We start from the raw sequence: 23,411 nt of genomic DNA, 5'->3' as shown, positions 1-23,411 counted from the left end.
GCCAGGCCCGGTTGTTCCGCCACGCCCGCCGGCAGATCTAAACGCCTCTTAATGGCCGAAAACGACGAATGCCAGCCGGCCTGTGTCGCACCCGGCTGGCAGGGACAAAAGTGCCACCCGATCCTGGACGGGTGGTTAAGGGTGGAGCTGAGGGGACTCGAACCCCTGACCCCCTCGATGCGAACGAGGTGCGCTACCAGACTGCGCTACAGCCCCTTGTAACCGGGCACAAGGCTAACAGGTCCCCCGCCCGCCACGCGACTCGGCATCCCACCCACCGAAGATCAGTGCCCCGGATGCTCGTACGGCCGGCCCCGGACCGGCCCCGGCCGCTCGTTGGGCTGTACGCCCGGGCGGGCCGGCCGGGCCATCGGCGGCTCCCCGGCGTCGCCCACGGCCCGGTCGAGGCGGGAGTAGCGCTCCACGTACTCCGTGGCCCGCCGCATGGCCTCCCGGCGCGCCGCCTCCCGCTCCACGACCAGTCGGCGCTGGGCCTCCCGGCGCTGGGCGGCCCGGCGCTCGTGCTCGCGGCGGACGGCGGCCTGTTGGGCGGCGACCCAGCGGGCGCGACGCGCCTCCTGACGGCGCCGCCGGGCGGCGGCGATCGACCGGTTGCGCAGGTGCACGACGTAGGCGGTCAGCGCCCCGGCGGTGACCGCGAAACTGATCCACATTCCGGGGCCGACCAGCACGATGCCGACCACCTCGACGAGGTTCAGCAGCTCCAGCGCGGCGAACACGCGCCGGCGCCGGTGCATGGCCGACGCGGGGGCCCTGCGGCGCTTCGACCGGCCACCCACCCGGGTGGTCGACCCGGCTGCGGACCGCCGGCGTGTCGCGGCGCCCGCGTGCCGGCGCGGCCCGGTCGTCGACCGCCGCCGCCCGCCGCCGGCAGCCTCACGGGAACCGCCGTTACGCGAACCACCCGCCGCGCCGTCACGGGCGTTCAGAGACTCATGGACCCCGACGGTGCCCCCGTGGAACGCGACGACCCCGTGGTCATCCTCCGCCGACCACGGGACGGGGCGGGGCGGGTTGATCGGAACACGGCCGGGGACGGTACGACGACTACGGCGCCGGGCGAGCACCCGCGCCGTGGACGTCGTCCGCTCCGCGGCGAGCCGCTCGGTCGCGTCATACCGACGCACCAGGGCCGGCGCGAGGGCGAGCAGGCTCGCTGCGGCGAGAACGGCGAGGAGCACCGACGTCGGCACGCCCTCCCCCTCCGCAACAAGCTTTCAGATGGCGCCACACCACCTTGCCACGAGGTTACGGTGCGACTATGCGGATCGGCGGATGCCACGCTGCTGATGCCAGCGGGCGAGCAGTCCGCCCTCGCCGGCGAGGTCCTCTGTGGTCAGGGCGTACCCGATGTGATCCCGCCAGGCGCCGGCGATGTGCAGGTACCGCTGGTGGTAGGCCTCCTCGCGGAAGCCGAGCTTCTCCACGACGCGGCGGCTGGCCGCGTTCTCGGGGCGGATGTTGACCTCGATGCGGTGCAGGCCGCCCTGGTCGAAGGCGTGGTCGACGGCGAGCGCCAGGGCGGTGGGGATGACGCCCCGGCCGGCGACGCGGGCGTCGACCCAGTAGCCCGCGTACGCGGAGCAGAAGGCCCGCCGGACGATGTTGCCGAGGGTGACCTGCCCGACGAGCCGCTCGACGTTGTCGGGCGTGTGCAGGCAGACCGCGAACGGCATGGCGTGGCCGAGCCGGGCGGCGCGCCGCAGCTCCTTGTGGACGAGCCGGAACGACGCCGGCGAGTTCAGCTCGGCCCACGTCCCGCCGGGCGGGGTGGGCTCCCAGGGCGCGAGCCACTCCTCGTTGGCCCGCCGCACCTGCGACCACGCGGGCGCGTCCGACCGGCGGTAGGGGCGCAGGGTGACACCCGACTGCGGGTCATGCAGCACCGCAGGCCAGCCGGGCGCACCAAGAAAACTCACAAACCTCACCGTCGGCGGTCGAGAAGCAGGACATCCACAGTAGACCCGGCCGGCGCCCCGCCGACCTTCTCACCCAGTACCAGCAGGCCGTTGGCGTCCGCCAGACCGGACAGCGTATACGGCCCGCCGGCGAGTGGCTGCACGGTGTAACCGCCACCCCGGCGTTCCTGCACCCGCGCGGGCCGGAACTCGCGCAGCCCGATGGGCGACGCGATCGTCTCCAGCAGGTGGGCGCGCACCGACGGCCGGAACACGGGCTCCGCCCCGGCGAGCACCTGGATCACGGGCCGGGCCAGCACCTCGAAGCCGATGAGCGCCGCGCCCGGGTCGCCCGGCAGGCAGACGACGGGCACCTGGTCGGCCTGCGAGCCGATCATCCCGAACCCGAGGGTCGAGCACGGGAACACGGACAGCTCCGTGAAGCGGACCGACCCGTCCCGGCCCAGGATCCGGCGCAGGATGTCGCCGGGCCCCGTGCCCGTACCCCCGGTGGTGATGATGAGGTCCGAGCGCAGGGTCTGGTCCTCCAGCAGGCCACGGAGGGCCTCGGGGTCGTCGTCGCAGATGCCGACCCGGTAGGCGTGCGCCCCCGCGTCCGCGGCGGCGGCCGCCACGGCGTGCGAGTTGACGTCCACGACCTGCCCGGGCTGGCTGAGCCGGCCGGCCTCGACGAGCTCGTCACCGGTGGCCAGGACCGTCACCCGGGGCGTGGGGCGCACCACGACGTGGCTGACCCCGGCCGCCGCGAGGACGGCGACCATGGGCGGCGTGACGTAGTCACCCGGGCGGGCGACGACCGCGCCGGCGGCGATCTCCTCGGCCGCGCGGCGCACGCCGTGCCCGCGCTTGGGCGCCTGGCGGATCTCGACGGACGCCATGCCCTCGTCGGTGAAGTCGAGGGGCACGACGACGTCCGTGGTGGCGGGCAGGGGCGCCCCGGCCGCCACGGCGAAGCAGGTGCCGGGCACCAGCCGCACCGGCCGCCAACTCGCCGCGGAGAGATCCCCCACGACGTTGAGGCGGACGGTGCGGCCGAGGGCCGCGGCGGCCAGGTCGTCATAGCGGGCGGCGTACCCGTCGATGGCGGCCTGGTCGTACGCGGGGAGCGCGCCGAGCGCCCGCACCTCCTCGGCCAGCACGTTCCCGAACGCCTGGGTGAGGTCCAGGTCGAGCGGGGGCAGTGCGCGCACACGGCGCAGCACGCCCGCCAGGTAGTCGGCGAGCGAGGTCAGCTGAGGGGTACGGGTCAGCGTGATCTCCGCAGTCATCCATTAACCGTCCGATTTAACAAACTCCACGAGCCATTCCTTGAACGCGGGTCCAAGGTCCTTGCGCTTGCAGGCGAGCTCGACGACCGCCTGCAGATAGCCCAACGGCATACCGGTGTCATAACGCACGCCCCGGTAAACGATTCCGTGAACCGGCGTGCCCTCGGCGAGCAGCAGCGCCATCGCGTCGGTGAGCTGGATCTCGCCGCCGGCGCCGGGCTTGGTCCGCTTGATGGCATCGAAGATCGTGGGCGGCAGCACGTACCGGCCGAGCACGGCGAAGTTGCTGGGCGCGGTGCCCTGCTTGGGCTTTTCCACCAGGCCGGTGACCCGGAAGACCTCGCCGGCGTCGGCGAACTCCGGCTCCGCGGCCGCGACGGACGCGATCCCGTACCGGTCCACTTCGTCGTCGGAGACCTCCAGGAACGCGAGCACGATGCCACCCGTCCGGGACTGCAGGTCGATCATCCCGGGCAGCAGCGGCTGTGCCTCGTCGACGAACTCGTCACCCAGGAGGACGACGAACGGTTCGTTGCCCACATGCGACTCGGCGTACCCGATCGCGTGACCGAGGCCGAGCGGCTCGCCCTGGCGGCAGGTGTAGATCTCGGCCAGCTCGCTGGGGCGCCGCACCGCGGCGAGGCGCTCCAGGTCGCCCTTGGCCTCCAGGCGCGATTCCAGGTACGGCTGGCGGTCGAAGTGGTCGACCATGCTGGTCTTGCCGCGCCCGGTGACGAGCAGGACGTCGCGGATGCCACCGGCGGTGGCCTCCTCCACGATGTACTGCAGCACGGGGCGGTCAACGACGGGCAGCAGTTCCTTCGGCACCGCCTTGGTGGCGGGCAGGAAGCGGGTGGCGAGGCCGGCGGCCGGAATGACCGCTTTGACGGCGCGCTGGGTGGTGGCGTGGTCCGGCATGCGCCGAGACTATCGGCCTTCCCGCATGCCGCCCCGACCTGACCCTCCCGACGCGCCGCCGACTGCCATCCTGAGCGGGTGACACCCGCCACTGCGACGAAGTCCGACTGGCGCCGCCGCCTGTTGGCGGCACGGCGCGCGCGGTCCCCGGCTGAGCGGGCCGCCGCCGACTCCGCGCTGGTCACAACCCTTATGGGTACGGTCTCAGAGCGCGCCGTCCGCACCGTCGCCGCGTATTCGCCACTCCTCACGGAGCCGGGCGGGCCCGCGTTGCTGCCGACGCTGGCGTCCGTTGCGCGCGAGATCCTGATCCCGGTGCTGCTCCCGGACCGCGACCTGGACTGGCAACGGTGGCCATCAATCGACACACCGCCGGCCCGGACCCCCGTCGGCAAAGCCGACCCGGCCGCCGGGCCCGGCGGGTCGGCCGTGCCCGGCGGGTCCGACCAGCTCGGCGGGTCCGACCTGGTCGGGAGTGCTGAGCTGCTCGGCGTGACGGCTGTCGGCGGGGCCGACCTGGTGGTCGTGCCGGCCGTGGCGGTCGACCTCGGCGGCGTCCGGCTGGGGCGGGGTGGCGGGTCGTATGACCGGGCGCTGGCCCGGGTCGGCCCGGGCACCCTGGTGGTGGCCCTGCTGTTCGACGGCGAGCTGGTCGAGTCGCTGCCGGCCGAGCCGCACGACCGGCGCGTCCACGCGGTCATCACCCCATCGGGTGGTCTTCGTCACGTCGGCTGAGCGCCCGACGTATTCCCGGGTGTTGATCGGAACACGAAAACTGGACACTTCGCCGGTCCATGCGCCATCCTTGGCACTCAAGGCGCCGGAGTGCCAAGTTGTTGATCACGGAGGCGGAGAAGTGCCCACCTACCAGTACGCCTGCACCGCGTGCGGCCACCAGCTCGAGGCTGTCCAGTCGTTCTCGGACGAGCCGCTGAGCGTATGCCCCTCGTGCGAGGGCAAGCTGCGCAAGCTCTTCAACTCGGTGGGCATCGTCTTCAAGGGCTCGGGCTTCTACCGCACCGACTCCCGCTCGGGCGCGAAGGACTCCGCCGGCAGCACGTCCCCCGCCCCGGCCCAGAAGTCGGAGTCCAAGTCCGACTCCGCCCCCAAGGACGCAAAGCCGGCGACCACCTCCACCCCGAGCACCCCGGCGGCATCCTCCTCCTCGTCGGCGACCCCCGCCAAGGCCTGACGCACCGCCACCACCCGCGACCGCCCCGCCGGACCCACCCGTCCCGGCCCGGCCTTCCTCGCAACCTCCACCACCTGTGCACATATAGCGAGGCAACCCATCGGGCGCCGCCGCCGAACGCGCACCGGTAACGAGCCCACGACGCCCACTGCCGCCATCTGTGCACAAATGGCGAGGCGAAGAGTGCCGGCCCCGCCACAAGCGCACATCTGGCGAGCTCACCATGCAGCGGACCCGCCACAAGCGCACATCTGGCGAGTCAGAACACCCTTACGCCCGCCAACTGTGAACATCTGGCGGGACGAGGACGGATCGGCCCGCCACAAGCGCACATCTGGCGAGCTGAAGACGGGGTAGACCCCAACCAAATGTGAACATTTGGCGGATACACGGCGCTCACCTCGCCAGATGTGCACATTTGGCGAGACGACATCGCCCACTTCCCCGCGGACGGCATCCTCGACGACCAATGACGGGCCTGCCCCCTCGGCCCGGCCGCCAAGGGCGACCCGGTGGTGCGATAAAGACGAGTTCTACCTCGCCAAACGCGACCCTTGGGCGATGTGAGCGCCCTCCAACCCGGCCGTTAGCGACCCGTTGGCTGCCGGACCGCACTCCCCCTCGCCAATGGCGCCCTTTGCCGAACAGGCAGACCGCGCCACCCGCCACCACCGCCACACGGCTAGGCTGTGACGCCAATGACACCCGTAACGCGCCTATAGTCCGGAAATGTGACAATCATCCGGGGCTTTAAGGAGTTCATCCTTCGAGGCAACGTGATCGACCTCGCGGTCGGGTTCGTCATGGGTGCCGCGTTCGGGAAGGTGGTCGACGCGTTCGTCGCCGCGTTCATCGCGCCGCTGGTCAAGGTCGTCACCGGCGGGCACGCGCTCAGCGGCACGTGGCGGGTCAACGACGTGATCTTCGACTGGGCGGCGTTCGTCAACGCGGTGATCACGTTCCTGCTCACGGCCGCCGCGGTCTACTTTTTCGTCGTCGTGCCGGTCAACAAGGTCAACAGGCGCGGGGACGGGAGGACGACGCAGCTCAGCGACGAGGCGAAGCTGCTGACCGAGATCCGCGACGAGCTGCGGACCCGTTAGTCCCAGTGCGGGGGGCGGTCCGCGAGGAGGCGGTCGTCGTTGTCGTACGAGCGCTCGCCCCAGCCCGCGTCCGTGTCGTCGCGGGTCGTCCGCGGCAACACCGGCGCGTCGTCGACGAAGGGCGCCTCGTCATCCAGGTCGACCACGCGGTCGTCATCAAGACCAGGTTGCACGGGTCGAGCGTAGCGCCGCCCGGGTTGCTGTTGAATGACGGGAGTGGGCCCAGCCGGTGACATTCTCGCACTGTTGATCAGGCGGTACGCGTTCCGCGAGATCGCGGCGGTGCTCGGCGCCGGGATCCTGGCCGGCAGCATCCCGAGCCACGAGGCGGCGCTGGCCCAGAAGCTGTGCGCGTACGGGCAGCGCCTCATGGATCTCGACGCCGAGGATCTCGCCGACCCGGACGTGGCCCACGGCGCGTCCCTCGACACGTCCCTGGTCGACCAGGCCCGCGAGACGGTCCCCGCGGACCTGATCAGGCGCGGCGCCGCGTGCCGCATGCCGCAGGTCCCGCGCGAGCAGCCGCGCGCCGCGCTGCGCTCGCTCGTGCCGGCGTACCAACTGGTCCTGGAGTCCGTCGAGATCCGGTGGCGGCGCCAGGAGATGGCGGCGATCCTGGCCGGGGTCCACCTCATGAGCCAGTACGCCTACCTGTTGGCCTGGGAGTCGGTGCTGGGGCACGCCGCCGACCCGGCGGAGCTGGCCCGCGACGAGGCGTTCGCGGGGCTGGACAGCCGGTTCGGGGCGTGGGACGTGACCGGGTGCCCGCACATCCGGCCGGAGAAGGCGGCCGCGAGCCGGGCGCTGCGGGTGGCCGACTCCACCGCGCTGAGCTGGCGCAACTACCTGAACCGGCAGCACTCGACGGTGGCCCGGGCGCTGGGCGCGTGCGCGGCACAGTGCATGAACCCGTGCACGGTGATCTCGACCCGCACCGAGGAGGACCGGGTCCGGCTGGGCGCGGCGTGCCGGGCGGCGTTCGCGTTCGCCGACTCGGCCCTGATCCGGCTGCGCCACGCGGCGCCGGTCGGGCACGGGTTCGGCGTGCCGTCCCGCGACGAGGTGGCCGAGACGTGGCGGCACAGCCGGGTGTCGATCTCCCGGCACGGACCGGTCGGCGAGCTGGTGCTCACCGAGGACGGCTTCCCGCTGCCCGGCCTGGTCACGCTGCTGTCGGGCATCGCCGGCCGGACGCTGCGCCCCGACACCCTGCTCGCGGACATGGCCGCCGAGATCGCCGCGCGTCTGCACACCTAGTCTGGACGGATGCCAGCCAAGGGGATGCTTCCGCTCGATGCCGCGCTCGCCGAGGTGCGGGCCGCGCTGCTCGACCGGGGCCGGCTGATCCGCGCGGTCGCGGCCGGTCGTCGCAAGGGCACAACCCCTTCCCTGGTACGCGCGCAACTGCGCCCCGTCGCGCTCAAGTCGGGCGACCGGTTGCAGGTCGTGACCGACGACGGGGCCCGCCCGCACACCCGCAACGTGGACTGGGAGGTCGAGGGGGGCGCGGCGGTGGACGCGCTGCTCGCGGAGCCGTTCGGCAACTGGCACGTGGAGACGGTCGACGAGACGCTGCAGCTGCGGGTCACCAAGAAGGGCGACGCCCAGCTGCACCGGGCGCCGACGGCGAGCGACCGCGCGGCCGCGCCGGCCGCCCACGACCGGGTCAGGGAGCACCTGCTGGACCCGGGCGACCCGCTGTTCGACGTGATCGGCGGGACGGCGGCGAAGCGCCGCCAGGTGGACGCCTTCCTGCGGGCGCTGGACGCGGTCCTCGGCGAGGACCCGGACCTGCCGCAGCCACTGCGCGTGGTCGACCTGGGCTGCGGCAACGCGTACCTGACGTTCGCGGGGTACCGGTACCTGACGAAGGTGCGCGGGTTGACGGCCGAGCTCGTGGGCGTCGACGTCCGCGAGGACCAGCGGGTGCGCAACACGGAGCTGGCCGCGCAGCTGGGCTGGTCGGAGTGGGTGCGGTTCGAGGCGGGCACGATCGCGGAGGCGCCGGTGGCCGGGGCGGACGTGGTGCTGGCCCTGCACGCCTGCGATACGGCCACGGACGAGGCGCTGGCCCGCGCGGTCGGCTGGCGGGCCCGCTACGTGCTGGCCGCCCCCTGCTGCCACCACGACCTGGCCACGCAGCTGCGCGGTGGGGGCGCGCCAGCGCCGTACTCGCAGGTGGTCAGGTTCGGCATTCTGCGTGAGCGGTTCGCGGACGTCCTCACCGACACCCTCCGGGCGCAGTTGCTGCGCCTGCAGGGTTACACCGTGGAGGTCGTCGAGTTCATCGACTCGCGGCACACGCCGCGCAACCTGCTGCTGCGCGCCCGGCGCACCGGCACGCCACCGACGGCCGCGCAACGCGCCGAGTACGCCCAACTGGTCGAGGAATGGGGCCTCAAGCCCCATCTCTCGACGTTGCTTGATCAGGTCGTGGCGCCGGCCAGCTCGTAGCCGGCCTCGTCGACGGCGTGCGCGACGGCGTCGAGCGGGATCGGCGCGTCGCTGTTGACCGTGACCTCGCCGGCCGCCAGCTCCACCTGGACGTCGCGGACGCCGGGCACCTTGGTCAGCTCCTCGGTCACCGCCTGGACGCAGTGCCCGCAGGTCATGCCGATCACGGTGTACTTGGTCTGGACGGACATGGTGCGTGTTCCCCTCTAGGACCGGACGAGGCGAGCGATCGCGTCGGTCGCCTCCTTGACCTTCGCGCTGGCGTCGCCGGTGCCGGCGGCCTCGACGACACAGTGGGCGATATGCCCCTCCAGCAGGCCGAGCGCGACGGCCTGCAGAGCGCGGGTGGCGGCGGAGATCTGCGTCAGGATGTCGATGCAGTACGCGTCCTCGTCGACCATCCGGTGGACGCCCCGCACCTGGCCCTCGATGCGACGCAGCCGGCCGAGGACGGCCTGCTTCTCGGGGCCGTACCAGTACTCCTGGTGGTCCGTCTCGCCGTGGGGGTGGCTGGGTTCCATGAACTCAGCATACCCCGGGGGAGTATTTGGGCGCGCCGTTGTTGCGCGCTTGGGGTGATTAGCGTTAAATGTCCGCCGTGGAAGGCTCCCATACCGGTTCATTCGGATCTCGTTGGGCGAAGCTGGCCACGGCGGTGGTCACACTGGTCATCGCCACCCCGACGGCCGGGCACGCGGACCCGCCAGGCGACGTGGAGCGTCAGCTCAACGCCGCCAGTGAGCGGCTGGAGAAGGTGGTCGAACGCTTCAACGCCAACCGCGCCGACCTCGCCCGGACCCGGGCCCGGATGCGCGCCGTCACCCGCCAGCTGCGCCCCCTCGACAAGCGGCTGGACGCCGCCCAGAGCCGGGTCAGCCACATCGCGGTCACCGCGTTCAAGGACGGCGGCCTGGTGATGGCCACCGCGCTGCTCACGGCCACCTCGCCGGACGTGTTCGTGGACCGCCTGATGGTGCTCGACCACATGGCCCGCACCAAGCACCGCGCCCTGCGCCGACTCGGCAGCCTCGACCGGGGGCTGCGGGCCCGCCAGCACGACCTCGCCAAGCTTGCGCACCGGCTGGCGGCCCAGCACCGCACCCTCGCCGCCGACCGGGCCGAGGTGCTCTCCGAGATCACCAGGCTGGAGGAGTTGCGGGCCCGGCACGCCAGGCGTGCCGGCACCGGCTGGGGGGCGCCGGTCGCGACGCTGGGCAACGACCCGGACAGCGTCCAGGAGCGGGCGCTGACCGGCCCGCGCGGGCGCTCGGTGGTCACCTACGCGCTCGACCAGCGCGGCAAGTCGTACTACTTCGGCGCCGCGGGACCCGACGCGTTCGACTGCTCCGGCCTGGCCATGGCCGCGTGGCGGCGGGCCGGCGTCTACCTGCCGCACAACGCGTACCGGATGTGGGGGTCCGTGCCGCACCTGCCGCGCGCCGACCTGCGCCCCGGCGACCTGGTCTTCTACTACAGCGACATCCACCACGTCGCCGTCTACATCGGCGGCGACCGGGTGGTGCACGCGCCCGGCTGGGGCCAGCCGGTCACGATCTCGCCGATGCACCACGCCCCGGTCTACGGCTACGGCCGCCCGGGTTAGGTCGCGGCGCCGGATGGCGACCTGACGTCCTCACCACACAACGGCTCCGGCGTCAGGTCGCGGTGCTGGACGGCGACCTGACGTCCTCACCACACAACGGCTCCGGCGTCAGGTCGCGGTGCTGGACGGCGACCTGACGTCCTCACCACACAACGGCTCCGGCGTCAGGTCGCGGAGAACCCGCCGTCGAGCATCAGGTGCTGGCCCGTGAGGTAGCCGCTCGCCGGCCCCGCGAGGAACACGGCCAGCCCCGCGAAGTCGTCCGGCTCGCCGTTGCGGCCGATCATCGTCCGGGCCGCGAAGGAGGCCGCCCGGGCCGGGTCGCTGAACAGCCGGTCGTTCATCGGCGTGTGGACCACGCCCGGGGAGACGGCGTTGCAGCACACCCCGTGCCGCGACCATGCCTCGGCCTGCGAGCGGGTCAGCGACACCAGCCCGCCCTTCGTCGCCCCGTAGCCGCCGCTGTCGGCGTAGGCGCGCACCGCCTGCTGCGACGAGAGGTTGATGATCCGGCCCCAGCCGCGCTCGGCCATCCGGGGCCCGAACCGCTGCCCGAGCAGGAACGGCGCGGTGAGGTTCACCGCGAACAGCGTGTCCCACTCCGGTGGGGTCAGGGACGCGAGCGGGGGTCGGATGTTGACGCCCGCGCTGTTGACCAGGATGTCGGGCTCGCCGAAGAACGCGCACGCGCGCTCCGCCGCGTCCGCGAGCGCCGCGCGGTCGGCCAGATCGGCGCTCACCCAGTCCGCGGCGGCGCCCACGCCGCGCACCTCGGCGGCCGTCTCGACCAGGGTCTTCTCGGCCCGGCCCAGGATCACCACACGCGCGCCGGCGCGACCCAGGGCCAGGGCGATGGCCCGGCCGATCCCCGAGTTGCCGCCCGTCACGAGGGCCACCCGCCCGGCCAGCCCGAACTGTTCCGTCACCCACGAAGTCACGGGGCCATCATGCGCCCTCGGATCGAGAGGTAAGCGCTTTCCTATGCTAGGGTGCGCCTCATGTCACAGGAAGCCTTCCCGTCGGGTCCCCCCTCGCCCGACGACCTGCGCCTGATCAGCGACCAGTTGGCGGCTACCCGGCTGCTACCCGTCGTCGTCATATCCAGGGCCGCGGACGCCCGCCCGCTCGCCGACGCCCTCGCCGAGGGCGGCCTGCGCACCGCCGAGGTGACCATGCGGACGCCGGCGGCGATCGACGCCATCCGCGCGCTCGCCGAGGTGCCGGACCTGCTGGTCGGCGCCGGCACGGTGCTGACCAGGGCGCACGTCGAGCAGGCCGTCGACGCGGGCGCGGCGTTCATCGTCAGCCCCGGGTTCAGCCCCGAGGTGGTCACCCACTGCGCGGCGCTGGGTGTGCCCGTCTTCCCGGGCGTGGCCAGCCCGTCCGAGATCATGCAGGCGTTCGACCACGGCCTGCGTACCCTCAAGTTCTTCCCGGCCGAGCAGCTCGGCGGCGCACCGATGGTCAAGGCCCTCGCCGCGCCGTTCGCGGACGCCAGGTTCATCCCCACCGGCGGCGTCACCGCCGCGTCGCTGCCCGGCTACCTGGCCCTGCCGTCCGTGCTCGCGGTCGGCGGCAGCTGGATGGTCGCGCCGAAGCTGCTCGACGCCGGCGACTGGAAAGAGGTCACCCGCCTGACCGCCGAGGCGGTCGCGCTCGCGAAGGAGTCCACGAATGCCGCTGCCTGAACCTCGTCCGGCCGAGGAGTGCCGCTACGACCTGGTGTCGCTGGGTGAGGTCATGCTGCGCCTCGACCCGGGCGAGGGCCGCGTGCGCACCGCCCGCACCTTCCGCGCCTGGGAGGGCGGCGGGGAGTACAACGTGGCCCGCGGCCTGCGCCGCTGCTTCGGCAAGCGCACCGCGATCGTGACCGCGTTCGTCGACAACGAGGTCGGCCGGCTGCTGGAGGACCTCGTCCTCGCCGGCGGCGTGGACACGGGCTTCGTCCGGTGGATGAAGGACGACGGCATCGGCCGGTCCGTCCGCAATGGACTCAACTTCACCGAGCGCGGCTTCGGGTTGCGCGGCGCGGTCGGCACGTCGGACCGCGGCAACACCGCCGCCTCCCAGCTCAAGCCGTCCGATGTCGACTGGGAGCACCTGTTCGGCACGCTCGGCGCGCGCTGGTTCCACACCGGTGGCATCTACGCCGCCTTGTCGGCGACGACGCCGGACGTCATCGAGGCCGCCATGGTGGCCGCCCGCCGACACGGCACGATCATCTCGTACGACCTGAACTACCGCCCCTCGCTGTGGAAGGCGATCGGCGGCCAGGCCCGCGCGCAGGAGGTCAACCGGGCGCTGGCGCGCTACGTCGACGTGATGATCGGCAACGAGGAGGACTTCACCGCCAGCCTCGGCTTCGCCGTGCCCGACACCGACGAGTCGCTGTCGTCCCTCGAGGTCGCCAACTTCCAGCGCATGATCGAAGAGGTCACCAAGGAGTACCCGAACTTCTCCGTGGTCGCCACCACGCTGCGCACCGTGCACACGGCGACGGTCAACGACTGGGGCGCGATCGCCTGGGCCGACGGCGGGTTCGTCACGGCCACCCACCGCGAGCGCCTGGAGATCCTCGACCGGGTCGGCGGCGGCGACAGCTTCGCGTCGGGCCTCATCTACGGCCTGCTGTCCGGCTTCGACCTGCAAAAATCGATCGAGTACGGCGCCGCGCACGGTGCCCTCGCCATGACCACGCCGGGCGACACCTCGATGGCGAACCTCAAAGAGGTGGAGTCGCTGGTCAAGGGCGGCGGTGCGCGGGTCCAGCGCTGAGCGCAGCGAAGCGCCGATCAGCTCTGCGTTAGCTTCCGGTTAGCTGAGCGTCAGCTCAGCTCTTTGAACATGTAGATCGTGTCCTCGAGGTCGCCGTCGGAGGCCCTCGCGTAGCGGGGGATCACGCCGGCGGCCTCGTACCCGATGCGGCGGTAGAGCCGCTCACCGTCATCGCCGGTCCTGGTGTCCAGGACCAGGAGGGTACGGCCGTGAGCGCGCGCCACCTCCTCGGCCGCGGCCATGAGGGTGGCCCCGAGGCCGCCCCGCCGCGCGGCCGGGTGCACGAGCAGCTTCGCGATCTCGGCGCGGTGCCGGCCGTTGGGCGGCGAGTCCAGCACCACCTGCACCGTGCCGACGAGCACGCCGTCGCGCCGCGCCCCCAGCAGCACCCGCGCCCCGGCGCCGACCGGGCCGCGCAGGCCCTGCCAGTACTCCCGGGCGTTGGTCAGGGTGAACGGGGTGACGAAGCCCACGCTCGCGCCCGCCTCGACGCTGGCGTGCAGGATGTCGGCGAGGTCGTCCAGGTCCCGGCCCACCGTCCGGTCGCTGCCGGCGAGCGTCAAGGGTTCGATCACGTCCGCGATGGTGCCACGAACCGGGCCGCCGGGCCGGTCCCGCGCATCGTATTGTCGTCGTGATCACGCCCCGACCCGCGAGCTCACGGCGGCTACGTGGCACTAGAACATGGATATGTGTACGTGGTTCTCGTGGTCGCCTGACGGGCTGCCGTCGCCGTTGTAGGAGTGCCAGCCGGCGCCGTATTCCCAGATCTGGTTGAACCAGATGACGTACATGATGCCGAGCGCCTCGGCGTTCTTCACCGCCCACGCGGCGAGCTTGTCGCCGTAGCGCTTGTCGTCACCGGTCGCGGTGCCGCCGAAGGTGCTCTTCTCGGCGGAGAAGTCGCACGCGCGGCCCTTGGGATGCTCACCCCAGGACTGGGTGCGCCAGCAGCGGGTGAAGCGTTGGAAGTTGGCCAGCTGGGCCTCGATGAGCATGTGGTGCATGCGCTTGGTGATGCAGCCACCGGTGCCGGTCGGGTCGTCGATGTTGCACGACTGGCCCGACCAGCCGCCGTCGGCGTTGCGCGGGGCGGGCTTGGCGGCGCCCACGTTGCCGTTGAAGCCGGCGCTGATCATGCCGCCGGCCGCGGCAAGCGCGTTCTCGGCCTTGGTCCTGGCCTTGTCCAGCGCCTTGATGTGCTTCTCCTGCTCGAGGATCTCCTTGTTGAGGTCCGCGCGCCGCTGCTGACCGTTGACCCGCAGGTCGTTGAGCTCGCGCAGCAGGTCGTCGTCGCGGTCGATGACGTATGCGGCGATGGTGGCGCCCTGCATCATGTCGCTGCTGGTCTTGGCGTTGAGCAGGGCGCTGAGGATGCTGACCTGCGAGCCCTTGTAGCGCCCCGCGGCCATCTGGGAGACCTGGGCGGACTTCGCCAGGTACTCCTTGTCGGCCGTCTTGACCTGCTTCTCCAGCTCGGCCTGGCGCTTCTGCGACTTCTTGAGCTTGACCTGCGCCTCGCTGTAGGCGACGGCGGCCTCCTCGAGCTTGGCCGCGAGGCCGTTGTCGCTCTCCTCCGGGTCGGCGGCGGCCACCACCGGGGTCGCGAGCGCCGCACCGGTGGGGGCCACGACCACGCCGAGCAGGGTCAACAGAACGACGCCGACGGTGGTCCACCACCGCCTGTCGTGCCTGCGTCGCATCAAGATCATCGGGGGGTCCTTCCGGGGCCGGCCGCCAGACTACCGGACCCGCGCACGACGCTCATCTCGACGAGAAACGCATCACCGCAGCGTAAGCGGCCTGTCACCGAACGGGACCAATGATGGACGCCACGATCCTCGCGCCGAGCGCCACCATCGGCAGCCCGCCCCCCGGGTGCACCGATCCGCCGACCAGGAAGAGTCCGCGCGCGGTCCCCCGGTTGCCGGGCCGGCGCAGCCGGTGCGCCGGCGTCCCGTAGATCGCCCCGCCCGGCGCCCCCGTCGCGTCGCACAGATCGGCGGGCGTCCGAAACTCCCGGAACACCAGCCGGTCGCGCACGTCGATCCCGCGCCCCGCGAGCACGTCGAGGATCCGGTCGGCGTACCCCTCGGCCAGGCCCGGCGAGCGCCAGTTCACGCCGTGCGACGCGGCGTTCACCAGGACGAACCACGCCTCGTGCCCCGCGGGCCGCACCGCCGGGTCGTCGGCGACCGTGACGAACACCGCCGGGTCGGCCGCGAGCCGGCCGCCGAAGACCGCGTCGAACTCGGCGTCGTAGCCGGCCGGGAACGTCACCGTGTGGTGCGCCATCCCGCCCACCCCCCGCACGCCCAGCAGCAGCACGAACCCGCCGAGACTGCGCTCCGCGGGCGCCGCCGGACCGGGCAGCAGGCGCCCGTACACCTCGGCGGCGTCCGCGTTGGCCACCACGACGTCCGCGGGTAGGAATCCGCCGCCGTCAAGGTCGACCCCGGTGACCCGGTCACCCGCCACGCGGATCCGGTCCACCCCTTGGTGGGTACGGACCACCGCGCCCGTTTCGGCGCAGAGGTCGGCCAGGGCCGTGGCGATCCGGGCAAGGCCGCCCCGGACGTACCAGCCGCCGTGCGCCAGCTCCGCGTAGGGGATGGCGAGCAGCGCCGCCGGCGCGCGCCTCGGGTCCGCGCCCGCATAGGTCGCGTACCGGTCGAGCAGCACGCGCAGCCGCGGGTCCCGCAGCGTGCGGCCCGCCGAACGCAGCGTGCTGCCGGGCGCGATGGCCGCGAGGTCGCGCAGCCGCCAGGCCAGTCGCGCCGCCGCGAACGGCCGGTCCAGGTCCCGGGTGAGGACGTCGCGCCACGAGGCCCGCCAGACGCGTTCCGCCCGGCGCCACAGCCGGCGCCAGTCGTCGGCCGCCGTCCCGCCGAACGCGTCGCCGATCCGGGCGACGAAAGCCTCGTGGTCGCTCGTCGAGTCGAGCCACGTCCCGTCCGCGAACCGGTGCCGCACCACCGGGTCGAGCGGCACGAGGTCGACCCGGTCGCGCAGGTCCGCGCCGCAGGTCGCGAACAGCTCCTCGAACACGTGCGGGAGGGTGAGCAGGCTGGGCCCGGTGTCGAACCGGAACGTGCCGACCTCCGTGTGCCGCTCGTACGCGGCGAGCTTGCCGCCGACCGTACCGGCCCGTTCCAGCACGGTGACCCGGTGACCGGACCGGGCCAGCCGGGCGGCGACCGCGAGCCCGCCCACGCCCGCCCCGACGACCACGACGCGGCTCATCGGGCGCCCCCGAGATCGCGGCCCTTCCAGCGCAACCGGCCGCGTCGGCGGTGGCGCAGGGAGCGGGCGACGAGCCAGGCGAGGAGCGCGACCGACGCCGGGTGGCCCAGCGCGTCGGGCCAGGCCCGGCCGCCCGTGGCGCGGGCGGCGACAACGCGGCTGCCGACGCCGGCGAGGTAGCCGAGCGCCGCCGCGCCCACCAGCCACAGTGGCCAGACGGGCGCGGTGAGCAGCACGAGCGGCGGCGTGAGGTACAGCCAGGCCAGCAGGGTGATCACGGCGAGGGCGCCGGGGACGGAGCCGAACGCCGCCCACAGGGACTTCGTGTAGCCGGCCACGAGGTCCGGCCACGTCGCGTACATCCGGCACGTCGCCAGCGTCGAGCCGTCAGCGAGGGCGACCGTGCCCCCGGCGGCCTTGACCGCCCGTGCCAACGCCACGTCCTCGATCACCCGGTCCCGGACGGCGGCGTGCCCGCCGGCGCGCGCGTAGGCGTCCGCCCGCACGACCAGGAACTGACCGCCGGCCGCGGCGAGCGACGGCCGGCGCGACCGGCGCATCGCGTCGAGCGGCAGGAACGTCAGCCACGACCACTGCAGCAGCGGCTGCACGAGCCGCTGCCCGGCCCCGACGGCGACCACGCGCGGATACGGCGTGAGCAGCTCCACGCCCAGGTCGTCGAGCAGCGCCACCGCGCCCGCCACGCCGCCCGGCGCGACCACCACGTCGGCGTCGACGAAGACCAGCACGTCCCCGGCCGCGGCGGCGGCGAGCCGCTGGCAGGCGTACGGCTTGCCGAGCCAGCCCGGCGGCGGGTCACCCGCTCCGGCCAGCACCCGCACGCGAGGATCGGCGCCGGCCACCGCCCGCACCACGTCGGCCGTGCCGTCGGTGGACGCGTCGTCGAGCACGACGACCTCGGACACGCCCGCCTGGCCGAGCAGGGCCCCGACACACGGACCGATCCGCCCCGCCTCGTCCCGAGCGGGCACCAGCACCGACACCCGCCCGGGCCGGGCCGACCCGCGGTCGGACGCACCCGCGCGCCCACGGGGCAGTCGGCGGGCGTTGCGGACGGCGTGCGCGCCGGCCAGCACCGCGCCGACCGAGCCGCCCGCCAGGAGACCGGCGGTCCACAGTGCTCCGGTCACGTCGCCTCCGCGGGGACCGGCGCGCGCCACAGGCGGACCGCCAGCGGTACGGCCACGAGACCCATGCCCAGGGCGCCCCACGCGGCGGAGGCCGGCAACGAGAGGAACGCCGCGTGCGCCAGGACCGACGAGGCGTAGGTCCACAGGTACAGGGCGTGCATCGGGGCGTCAGCCGCACACGGGGCGCGGTCCGGCGGCGGGACGGCGACCCACAGCAGCGTCGCGACGAGCGCCGCCACCAGGAGCCAGCCCGCGTAGTTGCCGAGGGGGACGCCGGGGACGCCGGGGAGCGCCGGGTGCGGGTCGGCCCAGCGCCAGTGGCCGGCGGCGATCATCTGCGGGTCCAGGAACAGGTCCCACGTGGCGAGCGCGACGCCCGCCACGGCCACCCGCGCCGGCCCGCGCGCCGACGGGAGGACGCGCGCCGCCGCGAGCCACGCCGGCCACGCCATCCACGCCCACGCGAGCCCGATGACCATCGGCACGCCAGCCGCGCGCGGACCCAGCGTGTCGGCGTAGGCGTACGCGCCGAACGGGAACCCGGTGTGGACGCCCAGCACCTCGACGCCGAGGCCGGCCACCGCGACGGCGCACAACGCCAGCGCGACCCGGACGCCACGGGTGACCGCCGCGTGGCACAGGCTCGCGCCGAAGCCGAGCAGCACCGTCGCCACGACGAGCGCCGCGCGCGGGCCGCCGCCGGTCAGCGGGTAGAGGATCTGCGCGGCCACCAGCGCGGCGAGCAGCGCCCAGACCGCCCTCACGGGCCGGCCCAGCCGATCAGCGACCGGTCGCCGGCCACCTCGACCAGCGCGAACCGGGCGAACAGCTCCTCGGCGTACCAGCGTTGCGCGGGCGTCGCGGCGACCACCCGCGCGTGCGCCTCGCCCCGGTAGGCGAACTCCCGCAACGCGGCCGCGTCGCGCCACACGCTGACCGTGCCCTGCCAGCCCAGCGGCGCCTCGCCGATCCCGAACGTGGCGAGCAGCCCGTCGGCGCCCGCCACAGCGCCCGCGACCGGCCGGACCGCCCGCCAGAACCGCACCGCCCGGACGGGCCGCAACCGCGCCCGCGTCACCGCCACGACCGCGCCGCCGATGGCCGCAGGGCCGTCCGGCTCGAAGGGTTGCTGGCCGGCCCAGGTGCCCCGGCTGGCGAGCGGCGCCAGGTCCAGGCGGCATTCGGCGACCGCGATCCGGCGCCACGCGCGGGCGACCGTACCCAGCTCGAAACCGGCCGCGTCGGACCGGGAGCGCCACGCGGTCAGGACCGCCCACCGCGTCGCGTCCACGGCGCCCGGGGTGAAGCCGCGCCCGGTGCCCAGGACCTTCGCGAACCGCGCGCCCGGCAGCGCGCGCAGCCGGCCCCGATCGCGGGCGACCCGCCACAGCAGGGCGCCCAGGCGCGCCGGCGGCACCCGCCAGACGTGCAGGGTCACATGCGACACCACGCTATGGTGAGGCACAGAACGGGGCCGTGACCAGCCAGAAGGGCGCAAAGAGATTCTTGCCGCGCCCACCCATCCGCGACGCCGACGGCGACGAATCACGCCTCGAGAGCGGAGGCGGCATGCTTGATGAAATGACGGCGCCCAGGGTTCTGGCGCGCGCCCGGCAGATTGTGGACCCGGCGCTGCGCGCCGCGGTCGCCGACCTGCCGGACACGGTGCGCCGCATCGTCGAGTACCACCTGGGGTGGACCGACGCGGACGGCACGCCGGTGCCGGGCGAGGGCGGCAAGCGGGTGCGCGCGGCCCTGGCCGTCCTCGGCGCCGAGATCGTCGGCGCGGACGACGCGACGGCGGCGGCCGGCGCGGCGGCCGTGGAGCTGATGCACAACTTCACGCTGCTGCACGACGACATCATGGACGGCGACGGGACCCGCCGGCACCGGCCCACCGCGTGGCGCGCGTTCGGTGTCGGGCCGGCCATGCTGGCCGGCGACGCGCTGCTCGTCCGCGCGGTCGAGCTGGTGCAGGACACGGCCACGCGCGGCGCGCCCGACGCGGCCCGGCTGCTCACCCGCACCGCGATGGCGCTGGTCGCGGGCCAGTCCGCCGACCTGGACGGCCCGCGCGACCTGGCCGGCTACCGGGTGATGGCGGCCGGGAAGACCGGGTCGCTGCTCGCCTGCGCCCTGTCGATCGGCCCGGTGCTGGCCGGCGCCCCGGCCAGCCGGACCGCCGCGCTGAGCCGCGCGGGCACCCAGCTCGGGTGCGCGTTCCAGGCCGTCGACGACCTGCTGGGGGTGTGGGGCAGCCCGGCGGACACCGGCAAGCCCGCCCGCTCCGACCTGCGCGAGGGCAAGTGGACCCTGCCGGTGCTGCTCGCGCTCGACGCGGGCACGCCGCAGGCAGCGGCGCTGCGCGCGCTGCTCACCCGCCCCGCCCGGGGCGAGGACGACTTGCGCGCGGCCGCCGACCTGGTCGCGGCCGCCGGCGGCCGCGACGGCGCGGAGGCCGAGGCCCATGCCCTGGTACGCGACGCGCGCGCCACACTCTCCACCGTGCCCATGACACCCGGTGTCCGCGCGGACCTGACCGCCCTGGCCGACTACCTGACCCGACGCGTCGCCTGATGACGTACGCGGAGTTCCTCCAGCGCTTCCTGCTGATCCCGCTCGCCCTCGTGGCGTTCCTGGTGTGGCACGCCCGGGCCCGACTGCGGCGGCGCCGGCTCGCCCGGCGGGCGTTCGGCGCGCTCGCCGCCTACACCGCGCTGGCCGTCGCGTGGACGACGCCGTGGGACGCGTACCTCATCACCCACGACGTGTGGCGCCACGGCGACGTGACGGGGACGGCGCTGGGCGTGCCCACGGAGGAGTACCTGTTCATGGTGGGGCAGAGCCTGATCGTGGGCCTGCTGGCGATCCGCATCCTGGCCGACCACCCGCGGACCGCGCCGCCCGCCACCGGCCCCGCCGCGCGGTGGGCCGCGGGCGGCGCGTAGGCCGCGGCGGCGGTGGCCGCGTGGGTGCTGCATCCGCTGTGGGCGCACGGGTTCTACCTGACCGCCATCGTGGGCTGGTTCGCCCCGCTGCTCGCCCTGCAGTCGTTCGTCGGGGCCGACCGCCTCGTGGCGCACCGCGCGGCGCGGTGGCGGATCGCCGTCCTCCCCGTGGCCTACCTGTGGATCGTCGACCGCGTCGCGATCGCGTCCGGCACGTGGTGGATCAATCCGGACTGGACGTTGGGGCTGCGGCCACTCGGGCTGCCCGTCGAGGAGGCGGTGTTCTTCCTGGTCACAACCTTGTTGCTGGTCAACGGGATGGCGCTCGCGCTCGACGCCGAGATGTGGCGGCGGGCGGCGCGGTGGTTGCGGCGGGGGAAGGTGCCGGCCGATGCGTGAGCGGCCGGTCGTCGTCGTGGGCGCGGGGCTCGGCGGCCTCGCGGCGGCGCTGCACCTCGCGGGGGACGGCCGGCGGGTACACGTCGTCGAGCGGGCCGACGCGCCGGGCGGGCGGGCCGGGCAGCTGCGGGTCGACGGGTACACGTTCGACACCGGGCCGACCGTGCTGACCATGCCGGACGTGATCGCGTCGACGCTCGGCGCGGTCGGCGAGGAACTCGACGACTGGCTCGACCTGGTGCCGCTCGACCCCGCGTACCGGGCGCACTTCGCCGACGGGTCGACCCTCGACGTGCGCACCGACCCGGAGGCGATGGCGGCGGAGGTGTCGGCGTTAGCGGGGCCGCGCGAGGCGGCCGGCTACCGGGACCTCGCGCGCTGGCTGACCAGGCTCTACGAGGTGGAGTTCCGGTCGTTCATCGACCGGAACATCGACTCGCCGGTGGGGCTGGTCGGGCCGGACCTGGCCCGGCTCGTCGCGCTCGGCGGGCTGCGCCGCCTGTCCGGCCGCGTCGCGAAGTACCTGCGGGATCCCCGTACTCAGAAGGTCTTCTCATTTCAGACGTTGTACGCGGGCATGGCCCCGCACGAGGCCCTCGCCCTGTACGGGGTGATCAGCTACATGGACACCGTGGCGGGCGTGTGGTTCCCGCGCGGCGGCATGCACGCGCTGGCCCGGGCGCTCGCCGGGGCCGCGGGCAAGCACGGGGTGGAGTTCTCCTACGGCGCCGCGGTGACGCGGATCGAGACGCGCGGCGGGCGGGCGACGGCCGTGATCGTCGAGGACGGGACGCGGATCGAGGCCGACGCCCTGGTCGTCAACGCGGACCTGGGCGTCGCCTACCGGGAGCTGCTGCCCGACGCGCCGGCGCCGCGCCGGCTGGCCCGCGCCCGGTACTCGCCGTCGTGCCTGCTCCTGCACGTCGGCGCCGACTTCGCCGCCCCGTCCGACGCCCATCACAACATCCACTTCGGGGACGCGTGGCGCGCGACGTTCGACGAGCTGGTGCGCGACGGCGTGCCGCAGTCCGACCCGTCGCTGCTCGTGTGCCGGCCCTCGGTCACCGACCCGGCGCTGGCGCCGGCCGGGCGGCACAGCTACTACGTGCTCGTGCCCGCGCCGCACCTGGGCGGGCGGTTCGACTGGGCCGCCGACGGCGACCGGCTCGTCGAGGCGACCTGGGCGGAGCTGGCGCGGCGCGGCTACGCCGGCCTGCGCGGGTCGGCCGAGGTCGTGCGTACGGTCACCCCGGTCGACTGGGCGGCGTTGGACCTGCCCATGGGTACGCCGTTCTCGCTCGCGCACACGTTCGCCCAGACGGGCCCGTTCCGCCCCGCCAACCGGGCGCGCGGGCTGTCCAACGTGTTCTTCGCCGGCGCCGCCACGCACCCGGGCGTCGGGGTGCCCACGGTCCTGATCTCCGGCCGCCTCGCGGCCGAACGCGTCCGGAAGGCGTAGCCATGGCATCCCCCACCCTGACCGCCGCGTACGAGCGTTGCCGGCGCCTCAACGCGCGCCACGGTCGCTCGTTCTACCTCGCCACGCTGCTCCTGCCGGCCTGGAAGCGCCGCCACGTGCACGCCCTGTACGGCCTGACCCGCCACGCCGACGAGATCGTCGACGACCTGTCCTCGACCGCGACCGTCGCCGAGCGCGGCGACGCCCTGGCCGCGTTCGCGGACAGGTTCTTCGCGGCGCTCGACGGCTCCCCGGCCCACGACCCGCTGCTGCCGGCCGTGGTGCACACGGTGCGCGCCTTCGACATCGACCGGGACGTCTTCACCCGGTTCTTCCGCTCGATGACGATGGACCTGACGGTCTCGTCCTACGCCACCTACGACGACACCCTGTCCTACATGGAGGGTTCGGCGGCCGTCATCGGCGAGATGACCCTGCCGATCCTGGAGCCGCTCGACCCGGACGCGCTGGAGCCGGCCCGGCAGCTCGGCTTCGCGTTCCAGCTCACGAACTTCCTGCGCGACGTCGGCGAGGACCTGGGGCGCGGGCGGGTCTACCTGCCGGCCGAGGACCTGGCCCGGTTCGGCGTGACCCGCGACGACCTGGCCGCCCCGCGCGCCTCGACGGCCGTGCGGGACCTGCTCGCCTTCGAGGTGGCCCGGGCCCGCGCCCACTACGCGGCGGCGGAGCCGGGCATCGACCTGCTCGCCCCGTCCTCACGCCCGTGCGTGCGCACGGCCCACACGCTCTACGGCGGCATTCTGCGCGAGATCGAGCGCGCCGACTTCCAGATCCTGCGCCGCCGGGTCGCCGTTCCCGTCCGTACCCGCCTGGGTCTGTTCGCGAAGGCGCACCGGTCCGCGGTCCGTGCCCACCGCGCGGAACTCGGCTGAACTTCTTCGAAAATCCGGGAACCGTCCCCGACCCGCGCGACTCTGACATCGCGGGGGCAACCCAC

General features: G+C 73.8%; 27 protein-coding genes and 1 tRNA gene. 13 read left to right on the top strand and 15 right to left on the bottom strand.

Features of this window, described 5'->3' with window-relative positions:
• Positions 1-142: 142 nt before the first annotated feature.
• The 5 genes from ABD211_RS08515 to ABD211_RS08495 form a co-directional block, all read right to left on the bottom strand.
• Positions 143-216, bottom strand: a tRNA-Ala gene (locus ABD211_RS08515).
• 68 nt (positions 217-284) lie between these two features.
• Entirely contained in the window at positions 285-1,214 is a 930-nt protein-coding gene (locus ABD211_RS08510) for a hypothetical protein (RefSeq protein ID WP_344128073.1), read from the bottom strand.
• A 66-nt stretch (positions 1,215-1,280) separates the two neighbouring features.
• On the bottom strand, positions 1,281-1,940 hold the full coding sequence (locus tag ABD211_RS08505) for a GNAT family N-acetyltransferase (RefSeq protein WP_344128070.1): 660 nt from the start codon (positions 1,938-1,940) through the stop codon (positions 1,281-1,283).
• Positions 1,941-1,945: 5 nt separating this feature from the next.
• Complete coding sequence (locus ABD211_RS08500) at positions 1,946-3,208, bottom strand: molybdopterin molybdotransferase MoeA (RefSeq protein ID WP_344128068.1); 1,263 nt, start codon at positions 3,206-3,208, stop codon at positions 1,946-1,948.
• 3 nt (positions 3,209-3,211) lie between these two features.
• The gene (locus tag ABD211_RS08495) at positions 3,212-4,126 is read right to left on the bottom strand and encodes a UTP--glucose-1-phosphate uridylyltransferase (RefSeq protein WP_344128066.1); all 915 of its coding nucleotides are present in this window, start codon (positions 4,124-4,126) and stop codon (positions 3,212-3,214) included.
• A 78-nt stretch (positions 4,127-4,204) separates the two neighbouring features.
• Here ABD211_RS08495 and ABD211_RS08490 point away from each other — a divergent pair, with 78 nt between their 5' ends.
• From ABD211_RS08490 to mscL, 3 genes are all read left to right on the top strand, one after another.
• Positions 4,205-4,861 (top strand): 5-formyltetrahydrofolate cyclo-ligase, encoded by a 657-nt coding sequence (locus ABD211_RS08490; protein WP_344128064.1) that lies wholly within the window; start codon positions 4,205-4,207, stop codon positions 4,859-4,861.
• A gap of 121 nt (positions 4,862-4,982) precedes the next feature.
• Positions 4,983-5,318 (top strand): FmdB family zinc ribbon protein, encoded by a 336-nt coding sequence (locus ABD211_RS08485; RefSeq protein WP_344128061.1) that lies wholly within the window; start codon positions 4,983-4,985, stop codon positions 5,316-5,318.
• A gap of 731 nt (positions 5,319-6,049) precedes the next feature.
• Positions 6,050-6,421 (top strand): large conductance mechanosensitive channel protein MscL, encoded by a 372-nt coding sequence (mscL, locus tag ABD211_RS08480; RefSeq protein ID WP_344128058.1) that lies wholly within the window; start codon positions 6,050-6,052, stop codon positions 6,419-6,421.
• On the opposite strand, the gene ABD211_RS08475 is transcribed toward mscL, so the two are convergent.
• Positions 6,418-6,594, bottom strand: coding sequence for a hypothetical protein (locus ABD211_RS08475; RefSeq protein WP_344128131.1), 177 nt, complete (start codon positions 6,592-6,594; stop codon positions 6,418-6,420). The two genes, mscL and ABD211_RS08475, sit on opposite strands and share 4 nt — an antisense overlap.
• A gap of 73 nt (positions 6,595-6,667) precedes the next feature.
• Here ABD211_RS08475 and ABD211_RS08470 point away from each other — a divergent pair, with 73 nt between their 5' ends.
• The gene (locus ABD211_RS08470) at positions 6,668-7,678 is read left to right on the top strand and encodes a hypothetical protein (protein ID WP_344128056.1); all 1,011 of its coding nucleotides are present in this window, start codon (positions 6,668-6,670) and stop codon (positions 7,676-7,678) included.
• A 9-nt stretch (positions 7,679-7,687) separates the two neighbouring features.
• Entirely contained in the window at positions 7,688-8,875 is a 1,188-nt protein-coding gene (locus ABD211_RS08465; RefSeq protein WP_344128053.1) for a class I SAM-dependent methyltransferase, read from the top strand.
• On the opposite strand, the gene ABD211_RS08460 is transcribed toward ABD211_RS08465, so the two are convergent.
• Together ABD211_RS08460 and ABD211_RS08455 are read right to left on the bottom strand one after the other, a co-directional pair.
• On the bottom strand, positions 8,848-9,066 hold the full coding sequence (locus ABD211_RS08460; RefSeq protein ID WP_344128051.1) for a heavy-metal-associated domain-containing protein: 219 nt from the start codon (positions 9,064-9,066) through the stop codon (positions 8,848-8,850). The two genes, ABD211_RS08465 and ABD211_RS08460, sit on opposite strands and share 28 nt — an antisense overlap.
• A gap of 15 nt (positions 9,067-9,081) precedes the next feature.
• Complete coding sequence (locus ABD211_RS08455) at positions 9,082-9,396, bottom strand: metal-sensitive transcriptional regulator (RefSeq protein WP_344128049.1); 315 nt, start codon at positions 9,394-9,396, stop codon at positions 9,082-9,084.
• A gap of 134 nt (positions 9,397-9,530) precedes the next feature.
• On the opposite strand from ABD211_RS08455, the gene ABD211_RS08450 reads away from it, so the two are divergent.
• Positions 9,531-10,478, top strand: coding sequence for a C40 family peptidase (locus ABD211_RS08450; protein WP_344128047.1), 948 nt, complete (start codon positions 9,531-9,533; stop codon positions 10,476-10,478).
• Between the two features lie 164 nt (positions 10,479-10,642).
• On the opposite strand, the gene ABD211_RS08445 is transcribed toward ABD211_RS08450, so the two are convergent.
• A complete protein-coding gene (locus tag ABD211_RS08445) occupies positions 10,643-11,416 on the bottom strand; it encodes an SDR family NAD(P)-dependent oxidoreductase (protein WP_344128044.1) in 774 nt (257 codons plus the stop codon).
• A gap of 60 nt (positions 11,417-11,476) precedes the next feature.
• Here ABD211_RS08445 and ABD211_RS08440 point away from each other — a divergent pair, with 60 nt between their 5' ends.
• Positions 11,477-12,166: a bifunctional 4-hydroxy-2-oxoglutarate aldolase/2-dehydro-3-deoxy-phosphogluconate aldolase gene (locus ABD211_RS08440; RefSeq protein ID WP_344128042.1), complete on the top strand. Its 690-nt coding sequence runs from the start codon at positions 11,477-11,479 to the stop codon at positions 12,164-12,166.
• The gene (locus ABD211_RS08435) at positions 12,153-13,253 is read left to right on the top strand and encodes a PfkB family carbohydrate kinase (RefSeq protein ID WP_344128040.1); all 1,101 of its coding nucleotides are present in this window, start codon (positions 12,153-12,155) and stop codon (positions 13,251-13,253) included. Before ABD211_RS08440 ends, ABD211_RS08435 begins: the two co-directional genes overlap by 14 nt.
• A 50-nt stretch (positions 13,254-13,303) precedes the next feature.
• Here the strand turns inward: ABD211_RS08435 and ABD211_RS08430 are convergent, their stop codons facing one another.
• The 6 genes from ABD211_RS08430 to ABD211_RS08405 form a co-directional block, all read right to left on the bottom strand.
• Positions 13,304-13,828, bottom strand: a complete 525-nt coding sequence (locus ABD211_RS08430; protein ID WP_344128038.1) for a GNAT family N-acetyltransferase — start codon at positions 13,826-13,828, stop codon at positions 13,304-13,306.
• A gap of 102 nt (positions 13,829-13,930) precedes the next feature.
• The gene (locus ABD211_RS08425; RefSeq protein WP_344128036.1) at positions 13,931-14,965 is read right to left on the bottom strand and encodes a coiled-coil domain-containing protein; all 1,035 of its coding nucleotides are present in this window, start codon (positions 14,963-14,965) and stop codon (positions 13,931-13,933) included.
• Positions 14,966-15,059: 94 nt separating this feature from the next.
• A complete protein-coding gene (locus ABD211_RS08420) occupies positions 15,060-16,496 on the bottom strand; it encodes a phytoene desaturase family protein (protein ID WP_344128034.1) in 1,437 nt (478 codons plus the stop codon).
• Complete coding sequence (locus tag ABD211_RS08415) at positions 16,493-17,647, bottom strand: glycosyltransferase family 2 protein (protein WP_425560378.1); 1,155 nt, start codon at positions 17,645-17,647, stop codon at positions 16,493-16,495. Before ABD211_RS08415 ends, ABD211_RS08420 begins: the two co-directional genes overlap by 4 nt.
• Positions 17,644-18,411: a carotenoid biosynthesis protein gene (locus ABD211_RS08410; RefSeq protein WP_344128031.1), complete on the bottom strand. Its 768-nt coding sequence runs from the start codon at positions 18,409-18,411 to the stop codon at positions 17,644-17,646. The genes ABD211_RS08415 and ABD211_RS08410 overlap by 4 nt, the downstream gene beginning before the upstream one ends.
• Positions 18,408-19,151 carry a monooxygenase gene (locus ABD211_RS08405; RefSeq protein ID WP_425560379.1) on the bottom strand — a complete coding sequence of 248 codons (744 nt, stop codon included), beginning with the start codon at positions 19,149-19,151 and terminating at the stop codon, positions 18,408-18,410. The genes ABD211_RS08410 and ABD211_RS08405 overlap by 4 nt, the downstream gene beginning before the upstream one ends.
• A 65-nt stretch (positions 19,152-19,216) precedes the next feature.
• Between ABD211_RS08405 and ABD211_RS08400 the strand changes: the two genes are divergently transcribed.
• The 5 genes from ABD211_RS08400 to ABD211_RS08380 are packed head-to-tail and all read left to right on the top strand — an operon-like array spanning position 19,217 to position 23,346.
• A complete protein-coding gene (locus ABD211_RS08400) occupies positions 19,217-20,224 on the top strand; it encodes a polyprenyl synthetase family protein (RefSeq protein ID WP_344128026.1) in 1,008 nt (335 codons plus the stop codon).
• Positions 20,224-20,595, top strand: a complete 372-nt coding sequence (locus ABD211_RS08395) for a lycopene cyclase domain-containing protein (RefSeq protein WP_344128024.1) — start codon at positions 20,224-20,226, stop codon at positions 20,593-20,595. Before ABD211_RS08400 ends, ABD211_RS08395 begins: the two co-directional genes overlap by 1 nt.
• A 24-nt stretch (positions 20,596-20,619) precedes the next feature.
• Positions 20,620-20,994 carry a lycopene cyclase domain-containing protein gene (locus ABD211_RS08390; RefSeq protein ID WP_344128021.1) on the top strand — a complete coding sequence of 125 codons (375 nt, stop codon included), beginning with the start codon at positions 20,620-20,622 and terminating at the stop codon, positions 20,992-20,994.
• Positions 20,987-22,453, top strand: coding sequence for a phytoene desaturase family protein (crtI, locus tag ABD211_RS08385; protein WP_344128019.1), 1,467 nt, complete (start codon positions 20,987-20,989; stop codon positions 22,451-22,453). Before ABD211_RS08390 ends, crtI begins: the two co-directional genes overlap by 8 nt.
• Positions 22,454-22,455: 2 nt before the next feature.
• Positions 22,456-23,346, top strand: coding sequence for a phytoene/squalene synthase family protein (locus tag ABD211_RS08380; RefSeq protein WP_344128016.1), 891 nt, complete (start codon positions 22,456-22,458; stop codon positions 23,344-23,346).
• The last annotated feature ends 65 nt before the right edge of the window (positions 23,347-23,411 follow it).

The organism is Luedemannella flava (assembly GCF_039528515.1).
In the GTDB taxonomy this organism is placed as follows: Bacteria; Actinomycetota; Actinomycetes; order Mycobacteriales; family Micromonosporaceae; genus Luedemannella; species Luedemannella flava.
Note: the sequence above shows the minus strand (reverse complement) of the source record. Positions and strands in the feature narration are given on the sequence as shown.

Coding starts and splice junctions, on each gene's coding strand:
- crtI (WP_344128019.1), top strand. CDS start 20,987: ATGCGTGAGCGGCCGGTCGTCGTCGTGGGCGCGGGGCTCGGCGGCCTC.
- ABD211_RS08460 (WP_344128051.1), bottom strand. CDS start 9,066: ATGTCCGTCCAGACCAAGTACACCGTGATCGGCATGACCTGCGGGCAC.
- ABD211_RS08380 (WP_344128016.1), top strand. CDS start 22,456: ATGGCATCCCCCACCCTGACCGCCGCGTACGAGCGTTGCCGGCGCCTC.
- ABD211_RS08455 (WP_344128049.1), bottom strand. CDS start 9,396: ATGGAACCCAGCCACCCCCACGGCGAGACGGACCACCAGGAGTACTGG.
- ABD211_RS08465 (WP_344128053.1), top strand. CDS start 7,688: ATGCCAGCCAAGGGGATGCTTCCGCTCGATGCCGCGCTCGCCGAGGTG.
- ABD211_RS08495 (WP_344128066.1), bottom strand. CDS start 4,126: ATGCCGGACCACGCCACCACCCAGCGCGCCGTCAAAGCGGTCATTCCG.
- ABD211_RS08400 (WP_344128026.1), top strand. CDS start 19,217: ATGCTTGATGAAATGACGGCGCCCAGGGTTCTGGCGCGCGCCCGGCAG.
- ABD211_RS08500 (WP_344128068.1), bottom strand. CDS start 3,208: ATGACTGCGGAGATCACGCTGACCCGTACCCCTCAGCTGACCTCGCTC.
- ABD211_RS08435 (WP_344128040.1), top strand. CDS start 12,153: ATGCCGCTGCCTGAACCTCGTCCGGCCGAGGAGTGCCGCTACGACCTG.
- ABD211_RS08420 (WP_344128034.1), bottom strand. CDS start 16,496: ATGAGCCGCGTCGTGGTCGTCGGGGCGGGCGTGGGCGGGCTCGCGGTC.
- ABD211_RS08440 (WP_344128042.1), top strand. CDS start 11,477: ATGTCACAGGAAGCCTTCCCGTCGGGTCCCCCCTCGCCCGACGACCTG.
- ABD211_RS08425 (WP_344128036.1), bottom strand. CDS start 14,965: ATGATCTTGATGCGACGCAGGCACGACAGGCGGTGGTGGACCACCGTC.
- ABD211_RS08395 (WP_344128024.1), top strand. CDS start 20,224: ATGACGTACGCGGAGTTCCTCCAGCGCTTCCTGCTGATCCCGCTCGCC.